This is a genomic window from Martelella sp. FLE1502 (genome assembly GCF_053484255.1).
Genome location: NZ_JBAKFQ010000017.1, coordinates 25,913 through 50,505, shown reverse-complemented (window position 1 = coordinate 50,505; position 24,593 = coordinate 25,913). Strand labels below are relative to the sequence as shown.

Genomic DNA, 24,593 nt, shown 5'->3' with positions numbered 1-24,593 from the left:
ATCACTCCTTGTGATGGACAGGCGCCGCGCCGAGACGGGCGGCGAAAGCTTCGATGGCCGGCGTGGCCGGCGCGCGGGCGATGACCACGATCCGGCTGACGCCGCCGCCGGTCTCCGGCGTGAGCCGCACCGGACGGTAGATCTGGTCGCGCACCATCTGGATGGCGAGCGGACGCGGGTCGTCGCGATCGACAACGATTCCTTTGAGGCGGAGAAGCGCCGACCCGGCCGCCCGGCTCATGCGCGCGATCTGTTCGGTCAGCACGGTCCAGCGCTGCGGAGAAAACTCGATCACCCAGGACCGGATGGCGTCCTTGTCATGGACATGCACGGTTCCGGTTGCCCGCAGCCAGCGGTTCGGCTGCACCGCGCCGGTTGCGCTGTCGATCAGCCCGGCATTGAACAGCACCTCCGGGCCGGGCAGGGCGGCCGCATCAAAAAGCGGCGCGGTCGGATTCATACCGGCAAGATTTCTGCGGATGTCGTCGGCGCGTGAGGCCGGGACGAGGTCGGTCTTGGAGAGAACGATCCGGTCGGCGGCGGCGAGATGTTCCGGTCGGGCGTCGTCAGGCGCGGTCGCATCCACGACGGCCATCGCCGCGTCGAGGCGCACCAGCGCGCGCAGAACATGATCGGCGCCGATGCGGGCGATGACGGCGGAAAGATCGGCGACGCCGGAGGTCTCCACCAGGATGCGCCGGAGCGGCGTCTCGGCCGCCGCTATCATGTTGCGGACGACCTCCGACAGGTCGTTTCCGGGCCGGCAGCAGATGCAGCCGTTCTGCAGCAGCGCCAGACTGGTCCTCGGCGCGGCGGCAGAAAGCAGCAGGTCGTCGACGCCGAAGGCGCCGAACTCGTTCACCACCACGCCGGTTTTCGCCATGTCGGGCCGCGCCAACAGGCCGGCGATCAGCGTCGACTTGCCAGCGCCAAGCCCGCCGCCGATCACGGAAAGCGTGGGTCGGTCACGCGTCATGGCCTAAAACTCGCTGTCGTCGGCGGCCTCGAACGGGCGCGGCAGCCAGGAGCCGTCGGCGGGAACGCCGGCGCGTTCGAATAACCGGTCGCGGGCCGTCTCCACCCTAGTCTTGAAGCCGGCATGGTCGAAATCGACCAGCTTGAAATCACGCTTGCGCACCGTGCCGCCGACGATCACCGTTTCGACATTGCCGGTATGGGCGGCCTCGACCACGATGCCATAGGCGTTGTTCATCGGCATGGTGTTGAGCGCGTTGCAGTTGACCAGGACAATGTCTGCCTCCTTGCCGACGGTCAGCGAGCCGGTCCGGTCGCCAAGCCCGCAGGCGATCGCGCCCTGAAGCGTTGCGAATTCGAGCACGTCGGTCGCCATCAGCGGCAGCGGGTCGACGATCACCTTGTCGATCAGCGCCTGGTTGTTGACCACGGCGCGCGTGCTGGAAAGCAGCGCCCGCATGGCGGAGAACATATCGTCCGGCACGGTGGTCACCACGTCGATCGAGATCGACGGGCGCACGCCGACGCCGAGCAGAGAAAGCGTCACCGGGAAACCGTGGCCCATGTGCAGCTCGAGTTCGGGCGAAATCGAGGCGGTGCCGCCGGTATCGCCGATGACCCGAAAATCCTCGTCATGCAGCGAGTTGCAGTGCACATAGGTGACGTCCGATCCGGCAAGGCCCTCGCCGAGCAGTTCCACCACCGGCTTGTTCATGCCCCAGAGCCCGTCGCCCACATGGACGCTGATCCTGAGGCCGAGATCACGCGCCTTGACGAAGTCCTCGCGGGTGACGCGCATTGTGGCGAACTGGTTGCCGCGGGCGGCAAAGCCCATGGTCACGAGTTGATCGTCGGAGGAGAAATATTCGCGGCGAACGCGGGCGACGTCCTCGAAATCGGTCGGCTTGTCGCTGACCGGCACCCATTCGGCGTTGGAATTGCCATAGCCGAACACGGCGCGCATCCCGGCCGCCTTCAGGCCTTCCACCGCGGCGGAGGCGTGGTCCGGCGTGTTGTTGTTGTGCGACCAGTCGTAAAGCGTGGTGATGCCGGCATCGAGCGCTGCGATCGCGCCAAGATGGTTGCCGATCTTCATGTCGTCGGGCGTGTAGAGATCGCCCATCACGCCGCGCACGCCCGCGAAATACTGCGCCAGCGTCCAGTCCGCGCCGGTGGCGCGCAGCAGCGCCTGCCAGGTGTGGCGGTGGGTATCGACGAAGCCGGGAATAGCAATCCTCCCCTCGCCGTCGATCACCTCTGCGTCACCGGCATCGATGTTGGGGCCAATCGCGGCGATCTTCGAACCCTCGATCAGAATATCACCGCGCGGCACGACGCCGATTTCGGGATCGATCGAGATAATATACGCGTTCGTGATGACCTTGCGTGACATGCTGGCCTCCTCCATAGCCGAATTGTTCTTGCGGCCGGCGGCGTCCTCTCAGCCAATGCCGGCCTTGCTCTCTCCATCAATGGCCGTTCGAGACACGATACTGCCCGAAAAAATTCCCGAAATGAAAAAATGGGTGCGCGAAACGCTCTGGTCGCACAAAAAGAAAGAGCCGCCGGAATGGCGGCTCGGGCAGGGGATAAAACGGTGGTAGCCTTACTCGGCTTCGCGGGCGCGGATGGCGAAGATGTCGAGCGGGGTGCCGGCGCCGTTGAGGTCGCTTAGAATCATCAGCCGGCTCGGCAGCACGCCCTGGCTTGGATCGAGCCGGATGACCATGCTGTCGCGATGGGCGGTGGCGGTGAAGCGGTGGCGCTGGCAGCCCTCGATCGTGCCGTCGGCGCAATAAATGCCGACCGGCTGACCGCCGCCATCAGGCGCGACTGCACTGATTTCAATCAGCACCGGTCCGCTTTCCAGCATGCCGCGCACGGCAACCGGCAGCGCGATCGCCACCGCGCCGGCATCGCCGGTCGCGTTGGAGGCGATCTCCACGGCAGGCGCATCGTCGAAAGTGACGGTCTCAAGACTTGCCTGGGAACCCGGCGTCAGCACATTCGCGGTGCCCGGCTGGAAGATCGTGGTCCACCCAGAAGCGCCTTCGAAATCCTCGGCCTCGATGCGTGGGGCGGGATTGGGAACGGCCGTGTCGAGGCGTTCGGGATTGAGCGCGAAATTGGAATCGACCACCCACCATCCGCCAAGCAGCAGGAAGGCGATCACGATCACGCCGATCATCATGGTGGTGAGGGTGCGTCGCCGCCTGACCGGCTTCTGGTGCCTCTCGGCCTTCGCCGCCGCCTTGCGCTGTTTACGCGTCATGCGGCGCGGGCGCGGATCGGCCTTCACGCTGCCGGCAAGCGGCGCGCGGTCTTCGTTCGTCACCGCGATATCGCCCATTGGCGAAAGCGCCTCGCGGTCCAGATGACCGCTTTCCACCTGCGGCGCCATGGTGAAGCCGGCCTCGGTGAAATCGACATTGTCGGCCTCCTCCGAGGCGATCACCGGGCTTTCGGGATAGGCGAAATGCGCGTCCGGCTCGTCGTCGAAAGCCGGTTCGGCGGTAAAGCTCTCGCCGGGCGTGATCGCGCCAATCTCGTCTTCGAGCGAGGGGGCGGGCTTTTCCGGCGCGCGGCCGACGGCGAAGGGATCGTCGAACATGGGCCGGGCAGGGGCCTTTTCGGCCTCGCGCGCCTTACGGGCGGCAGCCGCCTCTTCCTGTTCGATGGCGGTGATGATGTCGTCGAGCCTGCGGCGCTGGCGGGCAACCGCGCCGGGCTCGGTTATGTTCTGGTTGGCAAGGCCCTTTTCCAGCGCCTGCCGTGCGGATTGATAGACCCGGGCGCGCTGGTTGGCGTCCCGCCGGTCCGTGTTTTCCAGCGCTGTCCTGATGGCTGTTTCAAGTCCGCTCACTTTATCTTCCCGTCCGTTGAAGCTGGCTTATCGCTTTTGACAGTGTTTCAGCCGCGCGATCAAGGCAAAATACCGTCAGTCGCATCGTTCAACGCATAACCGGTTCAAACCGTTGCAAATCGTGGCGAAAAATGCCTCTTTTGCGGATGAGAGTGAACGCGCCGTGGAAGATCACGGCCAAACCGGGGAAGGCCGTGTCGCAAACGTTCCGCCTTGACGATCTGATGCAGATGGCCCGCGAAGAGGGCCGGATTGTGGCCGAGGATGCCGCAAGACGCCTCGGCGTCACCGTGCAGACCATCCGTCGCGATCTGCTGACCCTCGCCGAAAGGGGCAAGCTCACCCGCGTTCATGGCGGCGCGGTGCTGCCGTCGGGCACCGCCAATATCGGCTATGATGACCGCCGCGCGCTCTATGCCGCCGAAAAGGCGGCGATTGCCGAGGCCTGCGCCGCGGCGATCCCGGAAAACGCTGCGATCTTCATGAATATCGGCACCACGATGGAGGCGGTGGCCGAGCGGCTTCTCGGCCACAAGAACCTTGTCGTCGTCACCAACAACATCAATGTCGCCAATATTCTGGTCGCCAATCCGGGCTGCGAGATCGTGGTGGCCGGCGGGCAGCTGCGTCGGGCCGATGGCGGACTGGTGGGCCCGCTCGCCAACCGCATTGTCGAGCAGTTCAAGTTCGATCTCGCCGTGATCGGTTGTTCGGCGCTGGATGGCGATGGCGATCTGCTGGATTTCGACATGATGGAGGTCGGCGTCAGCCAGACGGCGATCCGCCGGGCCCGCAAAACCGTGCTGGTCGCCGACCATTCCAAATTCGCCCGCACCGCGCCGGCGCGGATCGCAGGCCTTGCCGATATCGCCACCTTCTTCACCGATCAGCCGCTTGCCGCACCGCTTGCCGAACGCTGCCGGGAGTGGGGCACCGAAGTCGTGGTGTCGGGCGCACGCAAGGTCGCAGCTTCAGGCTAGTCCCCGGGCCACCAGCGAGCGGCCCATATCGCCGATCATGGTTTCGGCGGAACGGGGCGGGCGGCCGAGAAGCGCCGCGCCGCGGCTTGAATCGAGCGCGGGCGCGTAGCCGAGTTCGTTGATATTGGCTCTGATGTCGCCATCGAACAGCGCCAGCAGGCGCACGAGAAAGTCGGGCGCCTTTCGTGTGGGGATCCTGCCGGCGCGTTCGGGCACTTCGCGGACGAGCGTCGCGGCAAGCGCGGCGATTTCCATCTCGAAAAAGGCGGCGGGATTGCGTTTGCCGAGCGCATCCGGCGCCGTCAGAGCCGCGACATGAATGCGGGCGAGGTCGCGGACGTCGACCATATGCAGGTGAAGGCGCGGGAGCATGGGCACCTCGCCCTTCATCAGTCTGACGAAAAGCGCGCCGGATGTGCCCGGGTCGTCGTCCAGCAGTGGCCCCAGGATGAAGCCGGGATTGATGACGGCAAGGGCAAGGCCATCATGTTCGGCGATTTCCCATGCCTTGCGCTCGGCCAGCACTTTGGAAAGCTGATAGGCGTTGAGCCGACCCTCATCCGGGTCCGGCCAGTCATCGGGGCCTAGCGCATTCTTCCTGCCGGCCGGTCCCCGGCCGTTGACGATTGCGACGGAGGAACTCGTCAGCACCACCCGCTCGACGCCCGCCCGCCTGGCAGCGCCCAGTGCCCGCTCCGTTCCGCTCACAGCGGGGCCGACCAGTTCATCGGGATCTTTCGGCATGGTGGTCACGAAGGGCGAGGCGCTGTGGATCACGAAGCGCGCGCCGCGCGCGGCGTCAAACCAGCCCTCGTCCTCGGTCAGGTCGAGCGTCACGAACTCAAGTCGCGATGTGTTGGCGCCGGCCTCTTCCAGCGCCTTGCGGGTCGCGTCAGCCCGCTCCCCGTTTTCGCCCGGATTGCGCAGGCTTCCCCGCACGCTATAACCGGCATTGAGAAGTTCGACGGCGATATGGCCGCCCAGAAAGCCGGTAACGCCGGTCAGTAGGACAATATCGTTCATTTCGGACTCCGTAATTGAACGTTTTGAACTATATATGTTCATATCGTTCAATTTAGGCAATATGCAAGAGGAAAAACAGTGCCGGCTCCAAAATCAGAAGCGCGAACGAAGAAAATACTGGCGGCGGCCCAGGTCGAGTTTCTGGCAAACGGCCTGCGCGCCACCACCATGCAGGGCATCGCCAAACGCGCGGGCGTCGCCAAGCCCACGCTCTATGCCTATTTCCCGGACAAGGAAGCGGTGTTTCAGGCAACGCTCGCCGCGGTGCTTGATGACATGAAAGCGGAAGCCGAAAAAACGCTGGAGGGGCCCGGCAGCGCTGTCGAGTGCGCGGCGGCGGCGCTGCAGAACAAATTTTCCCGCATGGCGGCGCTGCTGAGCAACTCCCCGCATGCCGTCGAGCTTCTAGCCAATACCGAGGCCTTTGCCGAACAGGCGCTGGCGGAAATCAATGCCTGGCTTTCTGCAAGGCTCGTCGAATTGCTCGCCGGCGAAGGGTGGCCGCGCGATCAGGCCACCCGCCGCGCGGATCTGGTGCTTGCCTGCGTCGACGGTCTGTTTGGGGCCTATGCCGGCAGCCGCATCGATCCCGCCGATGTCGGCTTCGTCGTGCGGCGGCTGCTTGCAGCGCCGTGACGCTCCGTGAGGCGCCGGCTCGGCATCACCTGTAATTCAGGCCCTGTGGAACATTCCGCCGGGATTCGGCTTTCTTCTGCAGTTGGCAGAATTTCTGAAATCGATGCAGGATCGCGCCCGCCGTCGCGGCGCTGGATTGGAGCTTGACTGTATGACGACCTTGAAGGGCATGACCTGGACCCATCCGCGCGGCTTCGAGCCGCTGGCGGCGAGCGCGGACGAATGGCGGCAGAAGACCGGCGTCGCGGTCAAGTGGGAGAAGCCCGGCCTTGAGGAGCTGGAGGATTTGACGCCGGTGGATATTGCCCGCGACTATGACCTGATCGTCATCGATCATCCTCATCTCGGGCAGATCACCGCCGACAATTGCCTCGCGCCTCTCGATGTCGAGGGATGGGAGGATGAGCGCGAGGCGATGAAAGAGGGGTCGGTTGGCGGCGCCTTCGAGGCCTTTCATTACAAGGCGCATCAATGGGCGTTTCCGATCGATGTCGACGCGCAGGTCATGGCCTACCGCCCCGACCGTGCCCCCAGCCTGCCGGAAAACTGGGATGACCTCATCGAACTTGCCGAAGAAGGACACGTGCTGTTGCCGCTCAGGCCGCCGCACAACCTGCTGACATTCTTCACGCTCGCCGCCAATGCCGGCACGCCCTGCCGCAATGACAGCGCCGGGAACGTGATCGACGAAGACGACGGCATTGCCGCCTATGAACGTCTCGTGGAGCTTGCGCGGCTCGTGCCCGAGGACAATCAGGCGATGGATCCGGTCGCGGTGCTCGAGGCGCTTTCGGCGCCCGATACCAAGGCGAGCATCTCGCCCTATGTCGCCGGCTACGCGCTTTATGCGCGCGACGGGTTTCGCCACCACCGGCTCGGCTTCGCCGATATTCCGGGGCTGGGTGAGCGCGGGCCGGCGGGATCGGTGCTCGGCGGAACGGGCATCGCCGTCTCCGCCTTCAGCGAAAACCGTGATGCTGCGATCGACTATGCCTACTGGATTGCAAGCGGCCCGGTACAGGCGACGCTCTACGCAGGAGCCGGCGGTCAGCCCGGCCACGCCGACGCATGGAAAAGCCTTGAGGTGAACAGCGCCGTCAACGGCTTCTATCGCAATATCGCCGATACCGTGGCCCACGCCTATATGCGGCCGCGCCACAATGGCTATATCCGTTTTCAGCGCGAGGCCTCCGACGTTCTCAACGAGGCGTTGCGCACCGATGCGCCCGCCATCGCCGTTATCGGCCGGCTCAACAAGCTTTTCGAGGACAGTTTCTGATGTGAATTCCCGCGCCTGAAATCCGGTGCGGGAATTTTTGATTTACGTACATCAAACGGCGCGCTATAAGGGAGGCATAACAAGGTCCGGGCCGCGGACCGCGGAGGAAATTGCCAGGCGGGGGGAGACATGCGCCCGACAGTGCATGACATAGCCATCAAGGCAGGCGTCAGTCTGGCGACCGTGGACCGCGTCATGAATGGCCGGCCTGGCGTGCGCGAAAAGACGAAGGCAAAGGTCGAGGAGGCGATCCGCTCGCTCGGCTATGTCCGCGATGTCGCCGCCGCCAATCTCGCCAAGGGCCGGGTCTATCCTTTCACCTTCATTCTGCCGCTCAACGACAACGCCTTCATGGCGGAGCTGCGCGCGGCCGTCGAACAGGCCGGCGAACGCGGGCGGATCGAGCGGACCGAGATCAGCATCATCGACGTGCCGGCCTTCGATGGCGATGCGCTGGCGAAAGCGCTGATCGCGGCAGGTGAGGAAGAGCCGGCCGGCATCGCACTGGTCGCGGTTGACGCCGATCCGGTGCGCGCGGCCGTTGGCGCGCTGAAGAAGAAGGGCATCCCGGTCGTCACCCTGGTCTCCGATCTGGAGGACAGCGGCCGTGACCATTATGCCGGCGTCGACAATCAGGCGGCCGGCCGCACGGCCGCGACCCTGCTTGGCCGGTTCACTGGTCAGCGCGCCGGGCGCATCGCCATTCTCGTCGGCTCGTTTTCGGTGCGCGACCACCAGAACCGGCTTTCCGGGTTTTCCGAAGGCATGGCGCTCGATTTTCCGAACCTCGAACTGAGCCCACCGATGGAAGGCCGCGACGATGCGGCGGTTGCCGAACGGCTGGTGGACGAAGCGCTCGCCCGCGACCCGGATATCATCGGCATTTACAGCCTTGGCGCGGGCAATCGCGGCCTGATTGCAGCCCTTGAAAAGGCGCGCGCAAATGGCCGCGAAATCGTCACGATCGCGCACGAGCTTTCCGACCATTCGCGCTCAGCGCTCGAAAGCGGCCTGTTCGACGCGGTGCTGAACCAGGATGCCGGCCACGAGGTCAGAAGCACGATCCGGGTGCTGAAGGCCGAGGCCGACGGCCTGGCGGTGATCGCCGCGCAGGAGCGCATCCGCATCGACATTTTCATCAAGGATAATCTGCCCTGACGGGCGGGAAAGGGAAGAACGCCATGTATCTCGGGCTCGATCTCGGAACCTCCAGCCTGAAGGCCATGCTGATCGATGACGGCCAGAAGGTGATCGCCAGCGCCGATGCGCCGCTCTCGGTCGCGCGGCCACATCACGGCTGGTCGGAGCAGAACCCGGCGGACTGGATCGACGCCTGCCGGATCGCCGTCGGCCGTCTCGCCGAACGCCATCCGGGCGAACTTGCCGCGGTAAAGGGTATCGGCCTCTCCGGCCATATGCACGGCGCGACGATTCTTGACGGCGACGGCGAAGTGTTGCGCCCCTGCATTCTGTGGAACGACACGCGTTCCTATGTCGAGGCAGCCCAGCTCGACGACGATCCGCGTTTCCGCGCCATTACCGGCAATATCGTGTTTCCCGGCTTCACCGCCCCGAAACTGGTGTGGGTCAAGAAGAACGAGCCCGAGTTTTTCGGCAAGGTCGGCAAGGTGCTGCTGCCGAAGGATTATCTGCGTTACTGGCTGACCGGCGAATACATTTCCGAAATGTCGGATTCGGCCGGTACCTCCTGGCTCGATACCGCAAAGCGCGACTGGTCGGACGAGCTTCTCGCCGCCACCGATCTGTCCCGGTCGCAGATGCCGGCGCTGGTCGAGGGTTCGGAGGTCGGCGGCACGCTGAAATCCGCGCTCGCCGCCGAATGGGGCATGACCGGGCCGGTCGTGGTGGCCGGCGGGGCCGGCGACAATGCGGCATCCGCCTGCGGCATGGGCACGGTTGCCGATGGCGCGGCCTTCGTCTCGCTCGGCACGTCCGGCGTGCTGTTTGCCGCCAATGACCGTTACCGGCCCAAGCCCGAAAGCGCGGTCCACGCCTTCTGCCACGCGCTGCCCGGCACATGGCACCAGATGGGCGTGATCCTGTCGGCGACGGATACGCTGAACTGGTACGCCAAAATCACCGACAAGAGCCCGGCGGAGCTTTCCACCGAGGTTGGAGACACGCTGCAAGCACCTGGCGACGTCACCTTCCTGCCCTATCTTTCCGGCGAACGCACGCCGCACAATGACGCGGCGATCCGCGGCGCTTTCATCGGCCTCGCCCATGAAAGCGACCGCCCGGCCATGACCCGCGCGGTGATGGAAGGCGTCGCCTTTGCGCTCCGCGACAATCTCGAGGCGCTGCGCTCCGCCGGCACCGAGCTTTCAAGGATCACCGCGATCGGCGGCGGCTCGCGCTCGCGCTACTGGCTGAAGGCGGTGGCGACGGCGCTCGGCCTGCCGATCGACATCCCCGCCGATGGCGATTTCGGCGCGGCCTTCGGGGCCGCCCGGCTCGGCATGCTGGCGGCGACCGGCGGCGATCCGCTTTCCGTCTGCACCCCGCCGAAGACGGCGGAAACGGTGGAGCCGGAAACCGTGCACAAGGCCGCCTTCGAGGAGGCCTATCAGCGCTATCGCGCGCTCTATCCGGCGATCCGCGCCGTCACGAAAGCCTGACGCAACACACTGAAATGAACCCGGCATGCCCGCGCGGCAACCGGCCGGATTTGAGAATAACCGAATGGGAGAATTGATATGAGCACCGGTTTTTTCGGCGATATCGCCAAAATCAAATATGAAGGCCCGAACAGCGACAATCCGCTGGCCTTCCGGCATTACAACCCGGACGAGGTCGTCCTCGGCAAGCCGCTGAAGGAACATCTGCGCTTTGCCGTCGCCTACTGGCACTCGCTGGCTTGGGAGGGCGGCGACCCCTTTGGCGGGCGCACTTTCGACCGCCCCTGGTATGATGGCGGCATGGACAAGGCGAAGCTCAAGGCAGACGTCGCGTTTGAGCTGTTCTCGCTGCTCGGCGCGCCCTATTACTGCTTCCACGATGCCGACGTGCGCCCGGAAGGCGGCAATTTCGCCGAGAGCACGAAGAACCTCAACGAGATCGTAGATTACTTTGCGAAGAAGCAGGAAGAAACCGGCGTCAAGCTGCTGTGGGGCACGGCCAACCTGTTCTCCCACCGCCGCTTCATGTCCGGCGCGTCGACCAATCCCGATCCTGACGTGTTCGCCTACTCCGCCGCCACCATCAAGACCTGCATGGATGCCACCATGAAGCTCGGCGGCGAGAACTATGTGCTTTGGGGCGGTCGAGAGGGCTACGAGACCCTGCTGAACACCGATATGAGCCGCGAATTCGACCAGATGGCCCGTATGCTGTCGATGGTGATCGAGTACAAGCACAAGATCGGCTTCAAGGGCCAGATCCTGGTCGAGCCGAAGCCGCAGGAGCCAACCAAGCACCAGTATGATTACGACGTCGCCACGGTGTACGGCTTCTTGCAGAAATACGGGCTGGAGAAGGAAGTGAAGCTCAATATCGAGCAGGGCCACGCCATTCTCGCCGGCCACACTTTCGAGCATGAACTGGCACTTGCCCGCACGCTCGGCGTGCTCGGCTCGATCGACATGAACCGCAACGACTATCAGTCCGGCTGGGATACCGACCAGTTCCCCAATAATGTGCCGGAAATGGCGCTCGCCTATTACCAGGTTCTGCTGGCCGGCGGCTTCACCTCCGGCGGCACCAATTTCGACGCCAAGCTGCGCCGTCAGTCGATCGATCCGGCGGACCTGCTTTACGGCCATATCGGCGGCATGGATTGCTGCGCGCGCGGCCTGAAGGCCGCTGCCCGGATGATCGAGGACGGTGCGCTGTCAAAGCCGCTCGACGAGCGCTATGCCGGCTGGAACGGCGACACCGCAAAGAAGATGCTCTCCGGCGAAATGACGCTGGAAGACATCGCCGCCATGGTGGAGAAGGACGATATCAACCCCGAACCGAAATCGGGTCGCCAGGAATATCTGGAAAATATCGTCAACAAATATGTGTGACGGCTGACTGCCGGCGATTTGCCAAATACCGAAAAATGCGCAGGCCGGGCTTCGAAAGCTCGGCCTGCAGCGTTTTGGGGCCATGGACCTTTGCCGCCCGAGCGGCTATGGATTCGCCATGAAAAAAGACGATCACCTTTTCCTGATTGACGGCTCGGGCTTCATCTTCCGCGCCTTCCACGCGCTGCCGCCGCTGACGCGCAAATCCGATGGCCTGCCGGTGGGCGCGGTTTCCGGTTTCTGCAACATGCTGTGGAAGCTTCTGACCCAGGCGCGCGATACCTCCGTGGGGGTCACGCCGACGCACCTGGCCGTGATCTTCGACTATTCCTCGAAGACCTTCCGCAAGGAGATTTATCCGGATTACAAGGCCCACCGTCCGCCGCCGCCGGAGGATCTGGTGCCGCAATTCGCGCTGATTCGCGAGGCGACCCGCGCCTTCAACCTGCCCTGCATCGAGATGGAGGGTTTTGAGGCCGACGACATCATCGCCACTTATGCGCGGATGGCGGTGGAGGCAGGCGGCGACGCCACCATCATCTCCTCCGACAAGGATCTGATGCAGCTCGTCGGGCCCAAGGTGCACATGTATGACGGCATGAAGGACCGCCAGATCGGCGTGCCGGAAGTGATCGACAAATGGGGCGTGCCGCCGGAAAAGATGATCGACCTGCAGGCGCTGACGGGCGATTCGGTCGATAATGTTCCGGGCGTTCCCGGCATCGGACCGAAGACGGCGGCAACGCTGCTGGAGGAATTCGGCGATCTCGACAATCTGCTCGCCAATGCCGAGCAGATCAAGCAGAACAAGCGCCGCGAAAACATCATCGCCAACCGCGAGCTGGTGTTGGTGTCGCGCCAACTTGTGACGCTGAAGCAGGACTGCCCGGTCGATGTGCCGCTCGATGCGCTGTCGCTGGAGCCGCAGGATGGGCCGAAACTGGTCTCCTTCCTGAAGGCGATGGAGTTCAACTCGCTGACGAGGCGCGTGGCCGAGGCCACCGGCGCCGAGGCGCAGGCGATCGAGGCGGCGCCCGTCAATGTCGAGTGGGGGGCTGAAGCGCACGGGCCGGATCTCGATCCGGGGGATGGTACGGCATCGGCCGCCGCCCCCGCGCCCGGCGCGACCGACGGCAAGCGCCCGGCCGATCTTGCCGCGGCGAGGGCCGCGCGCTTTGCTTCGCTGCCGATCAAGCACGAAAATTACGAGACGATCCGCGATCTCGTCACGCTGGAAGGCTGGCTGGAAACGGCGCGCGAGCGCGGACTTGTCGCCTTCGACACCGAGACCACCTCGCTCGACGCGATGCAGGCCGAACTCGTCGGCTTCTCGCTGGCGCTTTACGACGAGGATGCCGCCGATGACGGCGCGGTGATCCGCGCGGCCTATGTGCCGCTCACCCACAAGGCCGGGCAGGACGATCTGCTCGGCGGCGGGCTTGCCGAGGGGCAGATCCCGTTCGACGCTGCACTTGCGGCGCTGAAGGGCCTGCTCGAGGACGAGGCGGTTCTGAAGATCGCCCAGAACCTCAAATATGATTATCTTGTCATGCTGCGCCACGGCATCACGGTGAAGAATTTCGACGATACCATGCTGCTCTCCTATGTGCTCGATTCGGGTATGGGCGCGCATGGCATGGATGCGCTCTCTGAAAAATGGCTCGGCCACCAGCCAATCCCCTACAAGGAGGTTGCCGGTTCCGGCCGCAACATGGTCACCTTCGACCATGTCGATATCGACCGCGCCACGGCTTATGCCGCCGAAGATGCCGATGTGACGCTCAGGCTCTGGCTGGTGCTCAAACCCCGGCTTGCCGCCGAACGGGTGATGACCGTCTATGAGCGGCTCGAACGGCCGCTGCTGCCGGTGCTTGCCCGCATGGAAGAACGCGGCATCTCCGTCGACCGGCAGATCCTGTCGCGCCTTTCCGGCGAACTGGCGCAGAAGGCGGCGGCGCTCGAGGATGAAATCAACGAACTGGCGGGCGAGAAATTCAATATCGGCTCGCCCAAGCAGCTTGGCGATATCCTGTTCGGCAAGATGGGGCTTCCCGGCGGCAAGAAGACCAAGAGCGGGCAATGGTCCACCGCCGTGCAGGTGCTGGACGATCTGGCGGCCCAGGGCCTGCCGCTGCCGCGCCGCATTGTCGACTGGCGGCAGATGACCAAGCTGAAATCGACCTATACCGATGCGCTGCCGGGCTATATCCACCCTCAGACCAAGCGCGTCCACACTTCCTATTCGCTGGCCTCGACCACGACCGGGCGGCTCTCCTCCTCGGAGCCGAACCTGCAGAACATTCCGGTGCGCACCGCGGAGGGCCGCAAGATCCGCACCGCCTTCATCGCCAATCCGGGCCACAAGCTGCTGTCGGCGGACTACAGCCAGATCGAGCTTCGCGTGCTAGCCCATGTCGCCGATATTCCGCAGCTCAAACAGGCCTTTGCCGATGGCATCGACATCCATGCCATGACGGCATCGGAAATGTTCGGCGTGCCGGTGGAAGGCATGCCGGGCGATGTGCGCCGGCGCGCCAAGGCGATCAATTTCGGCATCATCTACGGCATTTCCGCCTTCGGCCTTTCCAACCAGCTCGGCATCGAGCGCTCTGAGGCAAGCGACTATATCAAGCGCTATTTCGAGCGTTTCCCCGGCATTCGCGACTATATGGACGCCACCAAGGAACGGGCGCGCGATGTCGGCTATGTGGAGACGATTTTCGGCCGCAAGATCCACTACCCGGAGATCAAATCCTCCAACCATCAGGTCAGAAGCTTCAACGAACGCGCCGCCATCAACGCGCCGATCCAGGGCTCGGCCGCCGATATCATCCGCCGCGCGATGACCCGGATCGAGCCGGCGCTCGGCGAAGCGGGGCTTGGCGAGCGGGCGAAGATGCTGCTTCAGGTCCATGACGAACTGATTTTCGAGGTCGAGGATGACGCCGTCGACGCGACCCGCGCCGTGATCGTCGAGATCATGGAAAACGCCGCCATGCCCGCCGTCTCGATGGCGGTTCCGCTCAAGGTCGATGCCCGCGCCGCCCATAACTGGGACGAGGCGCACTGAGTTTTTGAAGAAGGAACGGACATGAATCCTGCACTCGCGGCCTATGGCGCGCTCGGTATCGCGATCGTCTGCGAGGTGGTCGGTTCCACCCTTCTGCAGAAATCCTACGGCTTTACCCGGCTGTTGCCGACGATCGGCGTCGCGGTGTTCTACATCATCGCCTTCTTCTGCCTGTCGCAGGCGCTGAAGACGATCCCGCTCGGCGTCGCCTATGCGATCTGGGCCGGGCTCGGCATCGTGCTGACGGCGGCCGTCAGCGTTGTCGTCCTGCGCCAGAATCTCGATCTCGCCGCCTGGGTCGGCATCGCCATGATCGTTGGCGGCGTGCTGGTGATGAATCTTTTCTCCAACGCCGCCGGCCACTGACAGCGCAATCGTCGAAATTTTGCTTCAGATTACTGATTTGTAACGAAACGGGGCCCCCGCGTCCCTTGAATCGACACATTTCGAAGTACATCTAATAACCAACGGCGCTTGATCACGCCGCTGTTCGAAGAAGGCCCGTCCCCCGCCTCTTCGGACAAAAGGACAAAGGCTCCATCCCCCTCTCCGGCCTTTGTCCAAAAAAGCAGCCGCCATGGTCAGTCCCCCCCTCCAGGCCATGGCGGCTTTTTCTTTGCCCGCTTCTCGCCCTGATCGAGGTTTTCAATCGCTGCCTGCTGGCCTATGGTCCTGCCAGTGATTTGCCCGCCTACCGGAGGTTTCCCATGACCCAGCTCGACGCTATCTTGAAGCGCGCCGACGACAACCTGCCCTCAAGCCTCGACAAGCTGTTCGCCCTGCTGCGAATTCCGTCGATTTCCACCGATCCGGCCTACAAGGAAAAATGCGCTGAAGCCGCCGACTGGCTGGTCGCGGAATTGAAGACGCTCGGCTTTCTGGCAGAAGCCCACAAGACCAAGGGCCATCCGATGGTGGTGGCGACCAGCGAGAATGCGCCGGAAGGCGCGCCGCATGTGCTGTTTTACGGCCATTACGACGTTCAACCCGTCGATCCGCTGTCGCTGTGGGAAGACGATCCCTTTGACCCCAAGGTCAAGGATAGTGCGGCTGGCACCAAGGTGATCACCGGGCGCGGCACCAGCGATGACAAGGGCCAGTTGATGACCTTCCTCCAGGCCTGCCGGGCCTATCGTGAGGAAAATGCCGAACTGCCGGTCAAGATCACGATCATGTTCGAGGGCGAGGAGGAATCCGGTTCGCCCTCGCTGCCGGCCTTCATCGAGGAGCATGGCGACCTGATCAAGGCCGATTTCGCGCTGGTCTGCGATACCGGCATGTGGGACCGTGAAACGCCGGCGATCGCCGCCACGCTGCGCGGTCTGGTAGGCGACGAGGTGGTGATCACGGCTGCCGACCGCGATCTCCATTCCGGCTTCTTCGGCGGCGCTGCCGCCAATCCGATCCATATCCTCGCCGATATCCTCGCCGGCCTTCACAACGAGAATGGCCGGGTGACGCTGCCCGGCTTCTATGACGGCGTCGAGGAAACGCCGGAGGAAGTAAAAAAGGGCTGGGAGCAGCTTGGCGAGACCGACCAGCGTTTTCTTGGCGAAATCGGCCTCTCCAAGCCGGCCGGCGAAAAGGGCCGCTCGGTGCTGGAACTGACCTGGACCCGCCCAACGGCCGAGGTCAACGGCATTACCGGCGGCTATACCGGCGAGGGCTTCAAGACGGTGATCGCCGCTCAGGCCTCCGCCAAGGTCTCCTTCCGCCTCGTCGGCCAGCAGGACCCAGTGAAAATCCGTGAAAGCTTCCGCGCCTATGTGCGCTCGAAACTGCCGGAAGATTGCAGCGCGGAGTTCCACCCCCATGGCGGTTCGCCGGCAATCCAGCTCGATTACAACGCGCCCTTCCTGAAGAAGGCGCAGGCGGCTCTTTCGCAGGAATGGCCAAAGCCTGCGGTGGTGATCGGCATGGGCGGCTCGATCCCGATCGTCGGCGATTTCCAACGCAAACTCGGCATGGATTCGCTGCTGGTCGGCTTCGGCCTCAACGACGACCGCATCCATTCACCCAACGAGAAATACGAACTGACGTCCTTCCACAAGGGCATCCGCTCCTGGATCCGGATCCTCGACGCGCTTTCGCGCTGAGGGGGCTCTCAGTTCATAATCTCTCCCCTTGAGGGAGAGATGCCTCGACAGGGGAAGAGAGGGGTGAACCCTTTCGGCAAAATCGGAGCTTGGGGCTTATGTCCATACCCCTCTCTGTCGCTTTCGCGACATCTCCCCCTCAAGGGGGGAGATTGTTGGCTGCATGAGCCTTGCACAAAACCGGCTCTTGAGTGGTCGGTCAGCATCAAAGCAAACCGGCACAAGAAGCTGACAGCTTCCAGGATTACGAAACCGATCGTGTGAAACCCGGCCCCGTTCAGCCTGCGTTAACCCTCTATGATATCTTTTGCCGCAATGCGTCTGCCGCAACACGCGCGCCTTAATACCACCTTAAAGTGGTCGGGTTAGAACCGGAGACGGAAACGAAAGGCGCCGATGGCTCCGTAATGGCAAGCAAGAAGAACAAGCGCGAAAGAACTGAACCCTCGCTTTTCGGCCTTGGCGGCGGGGCGCCGGCGAAGCCTGCGAAGAAGAAGCGGAAGAAGTCGAAGAAGAAGGCGCGCGCCGCGTCCGGCGGCGGTTTGATGCGCGTCTTCCGCTTCGTGTTCTACTGGGGCATGGTCGCCGCCGTCTGGGGCGCGATCGCCGTTATCGGCATCGTCATCTATTACGGCTCCAAACTGCCGCCCGTCGATGAATGGGCGGTGCCGGACCGCGCGCCCAACGTCAAGATCGTCGCCACCGACGGATCGCTGATCGCCAATCGCGGCGCGACCGGCGGCGAGGCGCTGTCGCTCGACGAGATGTCGCCCTTCATACCGATGGCCGTCGTCGCCATTGAGGACCGGCGCTTCTATTCCCATTTCGGCGTCGACCCGATTGGCATCACCCGCGCCATGATCACCAATCTCCAGCATGGCGGTCTCGTACAGGGCGGCTCGACCCTGACCCAGCAACTGGCCAAGAACGTGCTGCTCTCCCATGCCCAGACGCTGGAGCGCAAGGTGCAGGAAGCGCTGATGGCGCTGTGGCTGGAGCATGAATATACCAAGGACCAGATCCTGGCGATGTATCTGAACCGGGTCTATTTCGGGTCCGGCGCCTATGGCGTGGAGGCGGCCTCGCAGCGCTATTTCGATAAATCCGCCCGCGACGTAACGCTTGGCGAGGCGGCGCTGCTGGCGGGCCTTCTGAAAGCGCCCTCGCGGCTTTCGCCCGCCCGCGATCCGGAGGCGGCGGAAGAGCGCGCCCAGGTGGTGCTGGCCGCCATGCACGACCAGAACATGATCGACGACAGCGATATGGCGACCGCCATGTCGCGCGAGCCGACGCGCGCGCCAAGCTACTGGACCGGACCGGAAAACTACGTCGCCGATATGGTGATGCAGCGTCTTGAGCCGATGATCGGCGAGGTCACGACCGATATCGTGGTCGCCACCACCATCGATCCCGGTCTCGAGCGCGCCGCCGGCGAAAGCCTGAAGAGCGCGCTTGACACCAACGGCGAGAAGGACCGGGTGGAGCAGGGGGCGCTCGTTTCCGTCGATGCCACCGGCGCGATCCGGGCGTTGGTCGGCGGGCGCGATTATTCGAAGAGCCAGTTCAACCGCGCCGTCACCGCCAAGCGCCAGCCGGGCTCGGCCTTCAAGCCATTCGTCTATGCCGCGGCACTCGAAATCGGCGACCGGCCGGGCTCGGTCAGAAACGACGCGCCGATCACCATCGATGACTGGACGCCGGAAAACTACGAGAAGACCTATTCCGGACCGATGACGCTGACCAATGCGCTGGCGCATTCCGTCAACACCATCGCCGCCCAACTGGTGATGGAGGCAAGCCCCGGGTATGTCGTCGACGTCGCCCACCGGCTCGGCATCACTTCGGATATCACCGCCAATGCCTCGCTGGCGCTCGGCACGTCCGAGGTTTCGCTCTTGGAACTGACCGGAGCCTATACCCCCTTCATGAATGGCGGCTTCAAGGCGACGCCCTATCTGATCGAAAGCGTGAAGACCGCGGGCGGAAAGGCGCTTTACCGGGCCGTGCCGCCCGCGCCTGAGCGGGTGCTGTCGCCACAGACCGCGGCGAACATGAACGGCATGCTGATGCGGGTGGTGACCGAGGGCACCGGCAAGGCCGCGCAGATCCCCGGCTGGCAGGTCGCCGGCAAGACCGGCACCACGCAATCCTCCCGCGATGCGCTGTTCGTCGGCTTCACCGCCAATCTGACCACCGGCGTCTGGGTTGGCAATGACGACAATTCCCCGATGCGCCACGTCACCGGCGGCAAACTGCCGGCCCGGATCTGGCAGGATTACATGGCGAAGGCGCATCATGGACTGAAGCCGCAACCGCTTTATGGCGGCGGCAGGTTGATCGAGCCGAGGGCTGCGCCGCCGGCAAATGACAATGATCCGAAGACGCTGGTCGAGCTTCTCGGCCAGCTCGGAGAGGAGAGGCAGCCCGCCGCCGAAACGCCCTCCGCGCCGAAGCGGCGAACCCTGATGCAGATTCTCGGCGGAGGGTGAGGACGGCGAGTGCGATGCGTGCTTCCGTGACGATCTGACAACAGGATGACGTCTGGCGGACCTGCGGTTCGATCCGGTCTTCACGCCGGGCGCTCGTACTGAGAATCAGGCCGGTGTGCCAGCTCGGTTTTATCGCAAGGGCCCCTTCGCCAACGGGCTTTGACCCGTGAAAATGCCTGAGCGATACATTTCCTGTATCGGATGAGAAGATATTCCGTCTTTTCATTTTCGCTATCGGGTAGACAATAGGGGCAAGGCGACGGGAGCACCGGCCCGGGTCATCCGGTCCCCGCCGCAGGAGGAGTTGCGGTATTACGTTCGGAATTCACGGCAAGGCGCCTGGCGGCGGTTAACCCGCCGATCGAGGGGCTGCTCGTTTTCCGAAGCCGCAAGTTGATTGCCTGACGGCCGCAATGCGGTTGCAGCCGTTCGAGTGGCGTCACCGGGGGCGAAATGACGGATAGATCCGAATTACAACCCGAATTTCCGACGAGCGAAGGCGGCGCGTCTGCCGTTGTCGGGGATCCGTTCTCCCGCGCATTGCGGGTCGTGGGCATGGCGCTCGCCGCGCTGATTGCGCTCAACACAATCTACGTTGCCTATGCGGGTCAGGTCGTGGGCCTCGAACTGTTGCGGTCAGGGTCGCTTTTCGTCTGCGCAGCGATCGTTGTCTTCACCACGCCCCTTGCGCAGAACCTTCGCGTTAAGGCCAGACCTGCCGTCTATGCGTTGTGGGCTATCGATGTGCTGCTCCTGGCGAACCTTGCCTATGCCTGCTTCAATTTCCTGAACAAGATCTACGACATGGAGAACCTTGTCGCGGTCTTCTCGCCGGTCGATCGCGGGACGGCGCTGGTTGCCGTGCTGACACTGATCGAACTGACGCGCCGGACCTTCGGCGGCGTCCTCGCAAGCGTCGGGCTGATCACGCTCGCCTATTGCCTGTTCGGCGCGAACCTGCCGTGGATATTCCATCACTCCGGCTTCAGTCTGGAAATGACCATGGAAATCCTGTGGTTCGGTGTTCAGGGTATTTTCGGCGATCCCGTGGGGATCGTCATCCTGCTGATTTTCATCTTCATCGTATTCGGTGCATTGCTTGAGGGCACCGGCGCCGGCGAGGTGATGATCCGCATGGCTCTGGCCGCAACCGCCCGCACCCGCGGCGGTCCCGCCCATGCGGCGATCATAGCCTCAGGCGTCTTCGGCATGTCGTCGGGCTCCGTGGTCGCCAATGTGGTCGGCACGGGGGTAGTGACGATCCCGCTGATCAAGAAAAGAGGCTTCAAGGGCAATTTCGCCGGCGCGGTCGAGGCCGCCGCCTCCACCGGCGGGCAATTGATGCCGCCGGTCATGGGGGCTGCGGCATTTCTGATGGTCAGCCTCGTCGGCGTTCCCTATCGCACGATCTGCATCGCCGCCCTGATCCCGGCGCTTCTCTACTATGGCAATCTCTTTCTGGCCGTGGTGCTGGAATCGCGACGGCTTGGGCTGGAGCCAACGCCACGGGCTGAGCGCCGCAAGATCGAGAGACGCGACTGGGTGCAATCGCTGATGTTCTTCATCCCGATTGGCGCCATTGCCGTCACGCTCGGGATCGGCTTCTCGCCTTCGATGGCCGGCTTCTGGGCCGTGGTTACCGCCGTCATATCGGGGCTCATGTTCAACAAGACGCTTCGTCAGCGACCCTGGCGACTCGTCGAGGCCTTGGCCCGGGGCGGCGTCGCCGGGGCCCGGATCATGATGGCCGTCGGCACGATCGGCGTGTTGATCGGAGTATTCAATCTCACGGGTCTCGGCCTGAAGTTCGCCACGCAGATTGCGTTGCTTGGCGATCACTCGCTGTTTATCGCGCTGGTGCTGGCGGCGCTCTCGTGCCTGATTCTGGGGATGGGCATGCCCACCTTGCCGGCCTATCTCATTATCGTTCTGGTCCTGGGTGTGGGGATCAGGAAACTCGGCGTGCCGGATCTTTCGATCCACCTGTTCGTCTTCTATTTCGGCGTGCTGTCGGCGGTGACGCCACCAGTGGCGCTGGCGGCCGTGGCGGCTGCCCCGATTGCGGGGGCGGAACCGGTGCGCACCGGCATCAACGCGCTGAAGCTGTCCCTGGTCGGCTTCATCGTTCCCTTCATGTTTATCTATGAACCGACAATTCTTCTTGTCGTATCGGACTTTCACCTGCCGGAATTCCTGTGGGCGATGGGCCGGCTGTGTTTTGCGATCTGGCTGCTGGCGACAGGCTTCATCGGTTTCGCAACGACGCCGCTGCCGTACTGGTCGCGTATTCTTCGCCCGTTGGTCGGGATCGCCGTCATTGCAACACACACCGAACTTCAACTGGCCGGCATAGCGGCCGGAATCGCCTTGACGAGCCTGGAGTTTATCGGCGCCCGCAAACCAGCAGGTGCGCCATGATGTGATGCCACTGAAAGAAACCAAGTCTGTCAAAGGGAGGAAACAGACATGAAACGACGTGATTTTCTTGCCGCCGTCTCGGCGCTCGGGGCGATCGTGCCATTGAGGGGCGGTTTCGCGCAATCCAAGACCTTTCTGACGATGGATGGCTTTCCGCCGGGATCGTCCGCCGGCCAGCTCAGCATCGCGTTCTCGCAGATCGTGCAGAAATATCTGCCGGTAGAAATCCAGGTTTCCGTCGGCAAACCATCGACAAAATCGGCCCTGGATGCAGCCCAGGACAAGGTCGACCTGTTCGTCAGCGCGCCATCGATAAACCAGTACATGAAGACCCAGACGGCAATGTTCGCGAAGGTCGAGAACGCGCCGGAAATGGTGACCAATCTCCGCAATATCCTGGCCTACAAGATCGGCGAACTCCACATCGTCGCCTACGCGGATTCGGGCATCACGAAGCTTGAGGATTTCAAGGGCAAGAAGGTTTTTCTGGGCCCGCCGGGAAGCGCGGCGACCAGTGTCTATCTGAACATGGTGGAAGCCGCGACCGGTCTCGTTGCCGGGGAGGACTACGAGGTCATGCGCTATGACTGGCAGTCGGCCGAAACGGCGTTTCTCGACCGGCAGATGGATGTCTATATGATCGCGACCTACCTGCCGAGCCCCTCGATCCAGCAGTTTGCCATGGTCAACCCGATCCGGCTGATCGGATTGAGCGAGGAACAACTGGCGAAGCCGGGAATGAAGGCTGTGCTCGATCTTCCGGGCCGAACCGTCGAGGTGATCCCGGCGGGTTCCTACGAAAACCAGGTCAACAGCGAAGACATCGTGACGCTCGGCACCTGGGGCAGTCTCGATACCAACAAGTGGCTGGACGAGGAAATGGTCTATGCGATGACCGGCGCGGTTTTCGACCACCTCGCCGAATTCCAGTCCACCGCAGCATGGATGAGCTCGATCAACAGGAATACCGTCTTTACCAAGGGCAACATCCCTCTGCATATCGGGGCTTACCGCTATTACAAGGAAAACGGGTTCGACATCCCGGCGGATCGCATTCCCCCCGAAGCGTGACGGCGCGAGAGCGTCGATGCGGGCGGGGCTGGTCCTTGCCCACTGTATCCGGCGCCCGGCATGGAAAACGGCGGGGTGCCGCAACAGCTCGGCATCGGAAAATCCGGCGTGAGGTTTTGCGGGCCGCGCAATCGCCTGACGTTGCTTTGGGAGGAGCACGGCCATGGACGCAATCGAGACTGCCGGTCTGATACGCAGCGGCAGGATGTCGGCCCGTGAGGCCGTGGAAGAAGCTATCGGGCGGGCCAAACAGATCGATCGCCAGATCAACGCAATCGTCTGGCAGCGTTTCGATGCAGCGCTCGAAGACGCGCGGTCGGGCCGGTTCAATGAAGCGGGGCCGCTGGCGGGCGTGCCGACGCTGCTGAAGGACTTCGCCACGCCGGCCGCGGGCGAACCGGAGATCGAGGGCAACAGGGTTCTGCGGGATATGGGTTTGACCGCTTCCGTGGATAGCAGTGTGGTTGCGAGGCTGCGGAAGGGAGGGCTGATTTCGCTCGGCCGCTCGCATTCTCCGGAATTCGCCGTTGGCAAGGCCGGCGCCGCCTGCGAGACGGAAGCATTCGGGGCGACCCGAAATCCCTGGCGGCCCGAACTTTCGACCATGGGGTCGAGCGGCGGCGCGGCGGCCGCGGTGGCAGCGGGCATTGTGCCGGTGGCGCATGGCAATGATGCCGGCGGCTCGATACGGATGCCGGCCAGCGCCTGCGGCATTGTCGGGCTGAAGCCTTCCCGCGGACGGATATCCTGGGGCCCGCTCGCCGGCGAAGTGCGCAATGGCGCGGCGACCCAGGGCATGCTGACCCGCACCGTGCGCGACGCGGCGTTGACGCTGGATATCCTGTCCGGATACGAAACCGGCGACCACTATACCGCCCCGCCGCCCGAACGCCCGTTTCTGGAGGAAATCGGTCGCGAGCCGGGTTCGTTGCGGATCGGCTTTTGCGCCGATCTGCCGGACGGGGTGGTCGATCCACCCTGTATCTCGGCCGTCAAAAAGGCGGTCTCATCGCTGTCGGCTCTGGGACATCATGTGGAACGGGCGCATCCGGACGCCTATTTCGAGCGTCAGGCGCTCCTGAACCATCGGGCCTATGTTGGCGCTTGCCTCGCCTCGACGCTCGATGGATACCGGGATCGCATCGGGCGTGAATGGACGGCCGACGACATGGAAGATGGAAGCTGGCTGGCCTATCAGCAGGGCAAGGCGCTTTCGGCTGCGGATTATCTGCGTATCGTCCGCGAGACCAATCAATACGCCCGCCGGCTGGCCTCCTGGTGGGAAGAGGACGCCGGCTTCGACCTCCTGGTGACGCCGACCCTTTCCGCCCCGCCGCCTGCGATCGGCTATCTGACCGAGGGAGACTATTCCGAACGCCGGAACCGATCGCGAAACCTTGTCGCCTTCACCGTTCAGTCCAACATTTCGGGCCAGCCCGCCATTTCGCTGCCGCTTCACTGGACGGACGACGGCATTCCGATCGGCGTGCAGCTCGTCGCGCGGTTCGCCGCGGAGGCTCTGCTGATAAGAGTGGCAGCGCAGTTAGAACAGGCGCTCCCCTGGGCGGACCGGTATCCGGCCATCTATGCCGCATGACGGACGGCTTCGGTCAGATCGCGTGAAGGGCTCTGGATCATCGGGCGGTTAATCTGAACCGCCCGATT

17 protein-coding genes are annotated in these 24,593 nt (G+C 63.6%); 13 read left to right on the top strand and 4 right to left on the bottom strand.

Translation table 11 applies throughout. The annotated features are described in order from the left end of the window. Position 1: 1 nt before the first annotated feature. The 3 genes from V6767_RS15000 to V6767_RS14990 all read right to left on the bottom strand — a co-directional run bounded on the left by V6767_RS15000 (position 2) and on the right by V6767_RS14990 (position 3,838). The gene (locus tag V6767_RS15000; protein WP_448474216.1) at positions 2-976 is read right to left on the bottom strand and encodes a CobW family GTP-binding protein; all 975 of its coding nucleotides are present in this window, start codon (positions 974-976) and stop codon (positions 2-4) included. A gap of 3 nt (positions 977-979) precedes the next feature. Next, the gene (locus V6767_RS14995; protein WP_448474215.1) at positions 980-2,368 is read right to left on the bottom strand and encodes an amidohydrolase family protein; all 1,389 of its coding nucleotides are present in this window, start codon (positions 2,366-2,368) and stop codon (positions 980-982) included. Between the two features lie 213 nt (positions 2,369-2,581). Next, on the bottom strand, positions 2,582-3,838 hold the full coding sequence (locus V6767_RS14990; RefSeq protein WP_448474214.1) for a hypothetical protein: 1,257 nt from the start codon (positions 3,836-3,838) through the stop codon (positions 2,582-2,584). 194 nt (positions 3,839-4,032) lie between these two features. Between V6767_RS14990 and V6767_RS14985 the strand changes: the two genes are divergently transcribed. Further along, positions 4,033-4,818, top strand: coding sequence for a DeoR/GlpR family DNA-binding transcription regulator (locus V6767_RS14985; protein ID WP_448474213.1), 786 nt, complete (start codon positions 4,033-4,035; stop codon positions 4,816-4,818). On the opposite strand, the gene V6767_RS14980 is transcribed toward V6767_RS14985, so the two are convergent. Next, on the bottom strand, positions 4,810-5,841 hold the full coding sequence (locus tag V6767_RS14980) for an NAD-dependent epimerase/dehydratase family protein (protein WP_448474212.1): 1,032 nt from the start codon (positions 5,839-5,841) through the stop codon (positions 4,810-4,812). The two genes, V6767_RS14985 and V6767_RS14980, sit on opposite strands and share 9 nt — an antisense overlap. Before the next feature lie 78 nt (positions 5,842-5,919). On the opposite strand from V6767_RS14980, the gene V6767_RS14975 reads away from it, so the two are divergent. The 12 genes from V6767_RS14975 to V6767_RS14920 all read left to right on the top strand — a co-directional run bounded on the left by V6767_RS14975 (position 5,920) and on the right by V6767_RS14920 (position 24,525). Further along, positions 5,920-6,477: a TetR/AcrR family transcriptional regulator gene (locus V6767_RS14975; protein ID WP_448474211.1), complete on the top strand. Its 558-nt coding sequence runs from the start codon at positions 5,920-5,922 to the stop codon at positions 6,475-6,477. Between the two features lie 151 nt (positions 6,478-6,628). Continuing rightward, entirely contained in the window at positions 6,629-7,756 is a 1,128-nt protein-coding gene (locus V6767_RS14970; protein WP_448474210.1) for an ABC transporter substrate-binding protein, read from the top strand. A 129-nt stretch (positions 7,757-7,885) separates the two neighbouring features. Next, the gene (locus V6767_RS14965; RefSeq protein ID WP_448474209.1) at positions 7,886-8,914 is read left to right on the top strand and encodes a LacI family DNA-binding transcriptional regulator; all 1,029 of its coding nucleotides are present in this window, start codon (positions 7,886-7,888) and stop codon (positions 8,912-8,914) included. A 23-nt stretch (positions 8,915-8,937) separates the two neighbouring features. Further along, positions 8,938-10,395 (top strand): xylulokinase, encoded by a 1,458-nt coding sequence (gene xylB, locus V6767_RS14960; protein WP_448474208.1) that lies wholly within the window; start codon positions 8,938-8,940, stop codon positions 10,393-10,395. 78 nt (positions 10,396-10,473) lie between these two features. Then, a complete protein-coding gene (gene xylA / locus V6767_RS14955) occupies positions 10,474-11,784 on the top strand; it encodes a xylose isomerase (RefSeq protein ID WP_448474207.1) in 1,311 nt (436 codons plus the stop codon). Positions 11,785-11,902: 118 nt separating this feature from the next. Further along, entirely contained in the window at positions 11,903-14,854 is a 2,952-nt protein-coding gene (gene polA / locus V6767_RS14950) for a DNA polymerase I (RefSeq protein WP_448474206.1), read from the top strand. Positions 14,855-14,875: 21 nt separating this feature from the next. Continuing rightward, positions 14,876-15,220 carry a DMT family transporter gene (locus V6767_RS14945; protein WP_448474205.1) on the top strand — a complete coding sequence of 115 codons (345 nt, stop codon included), beginning with the start codon at positions 14,876-14,878 and terminating at the stop codon, positions 15,218-15,220. Between the two features lie 341 nt (positions 15,221-15,561). Next, positions 15,562-16,950, top strand: coding sequence for a dipeptidase (locus V6767_RS14940; RefSeq protein WP_448474204.1), 1,389 nt, complete (start codon positions 15,562-15,564; stop codon positions 16,948-16,950). A 407-nt stretch (positions 16,951-17,357) separates the two neighbouring features. Then, positions 17,358-19,439, top strand: a complete 2,082-nt coding sequence (locus V6767_RS14935; RefSeq protein WP_448474203.1) for a transglycosylase domain-containing protein — start codon at positions 17,358-17,360, stop codon at positions 19,437-19,439. A gap of 453 nt (positions 19,440-19,892) precedes the next feature. Next, on the top strand, positions 19,893-21,857 hold the full coding sequence (locus tag V6767_RS14930; protein WP_448474202.1) for a TRAP transporter permease: 1,965 nt from the start codon (positions 19,893-19,895) through the stop codon (positions 21,855-21,857). A gap of 48 nt (positions 21,858-21,905) precedes the next feature. Further along, positions 21,906-22,928, top strand: coding sequence for a TAXI family TRAP transporter solute-binding subunit (locus V6767_RS14925; protein WP_448474201.1), 1,023 nt, complete (start codon positions 21,906-21,908; stop codon positions 22,926-22,928). Positions 22,929-23,091: 163 nt separating this feature from the next. Continuing rightward, on the top strand, positions 23,092-24,525 hold the full coding sequence (locus tag V6767_RS14920) for an amidase (protein WP_448474200.1): 1,434 nt from the start codon (positions 23,092-23,094) through the stop codon (positions 24,523-24,525). The last annotated feature ends 68 nt before the right edge of the window (positions 24,526-24,593 follow it).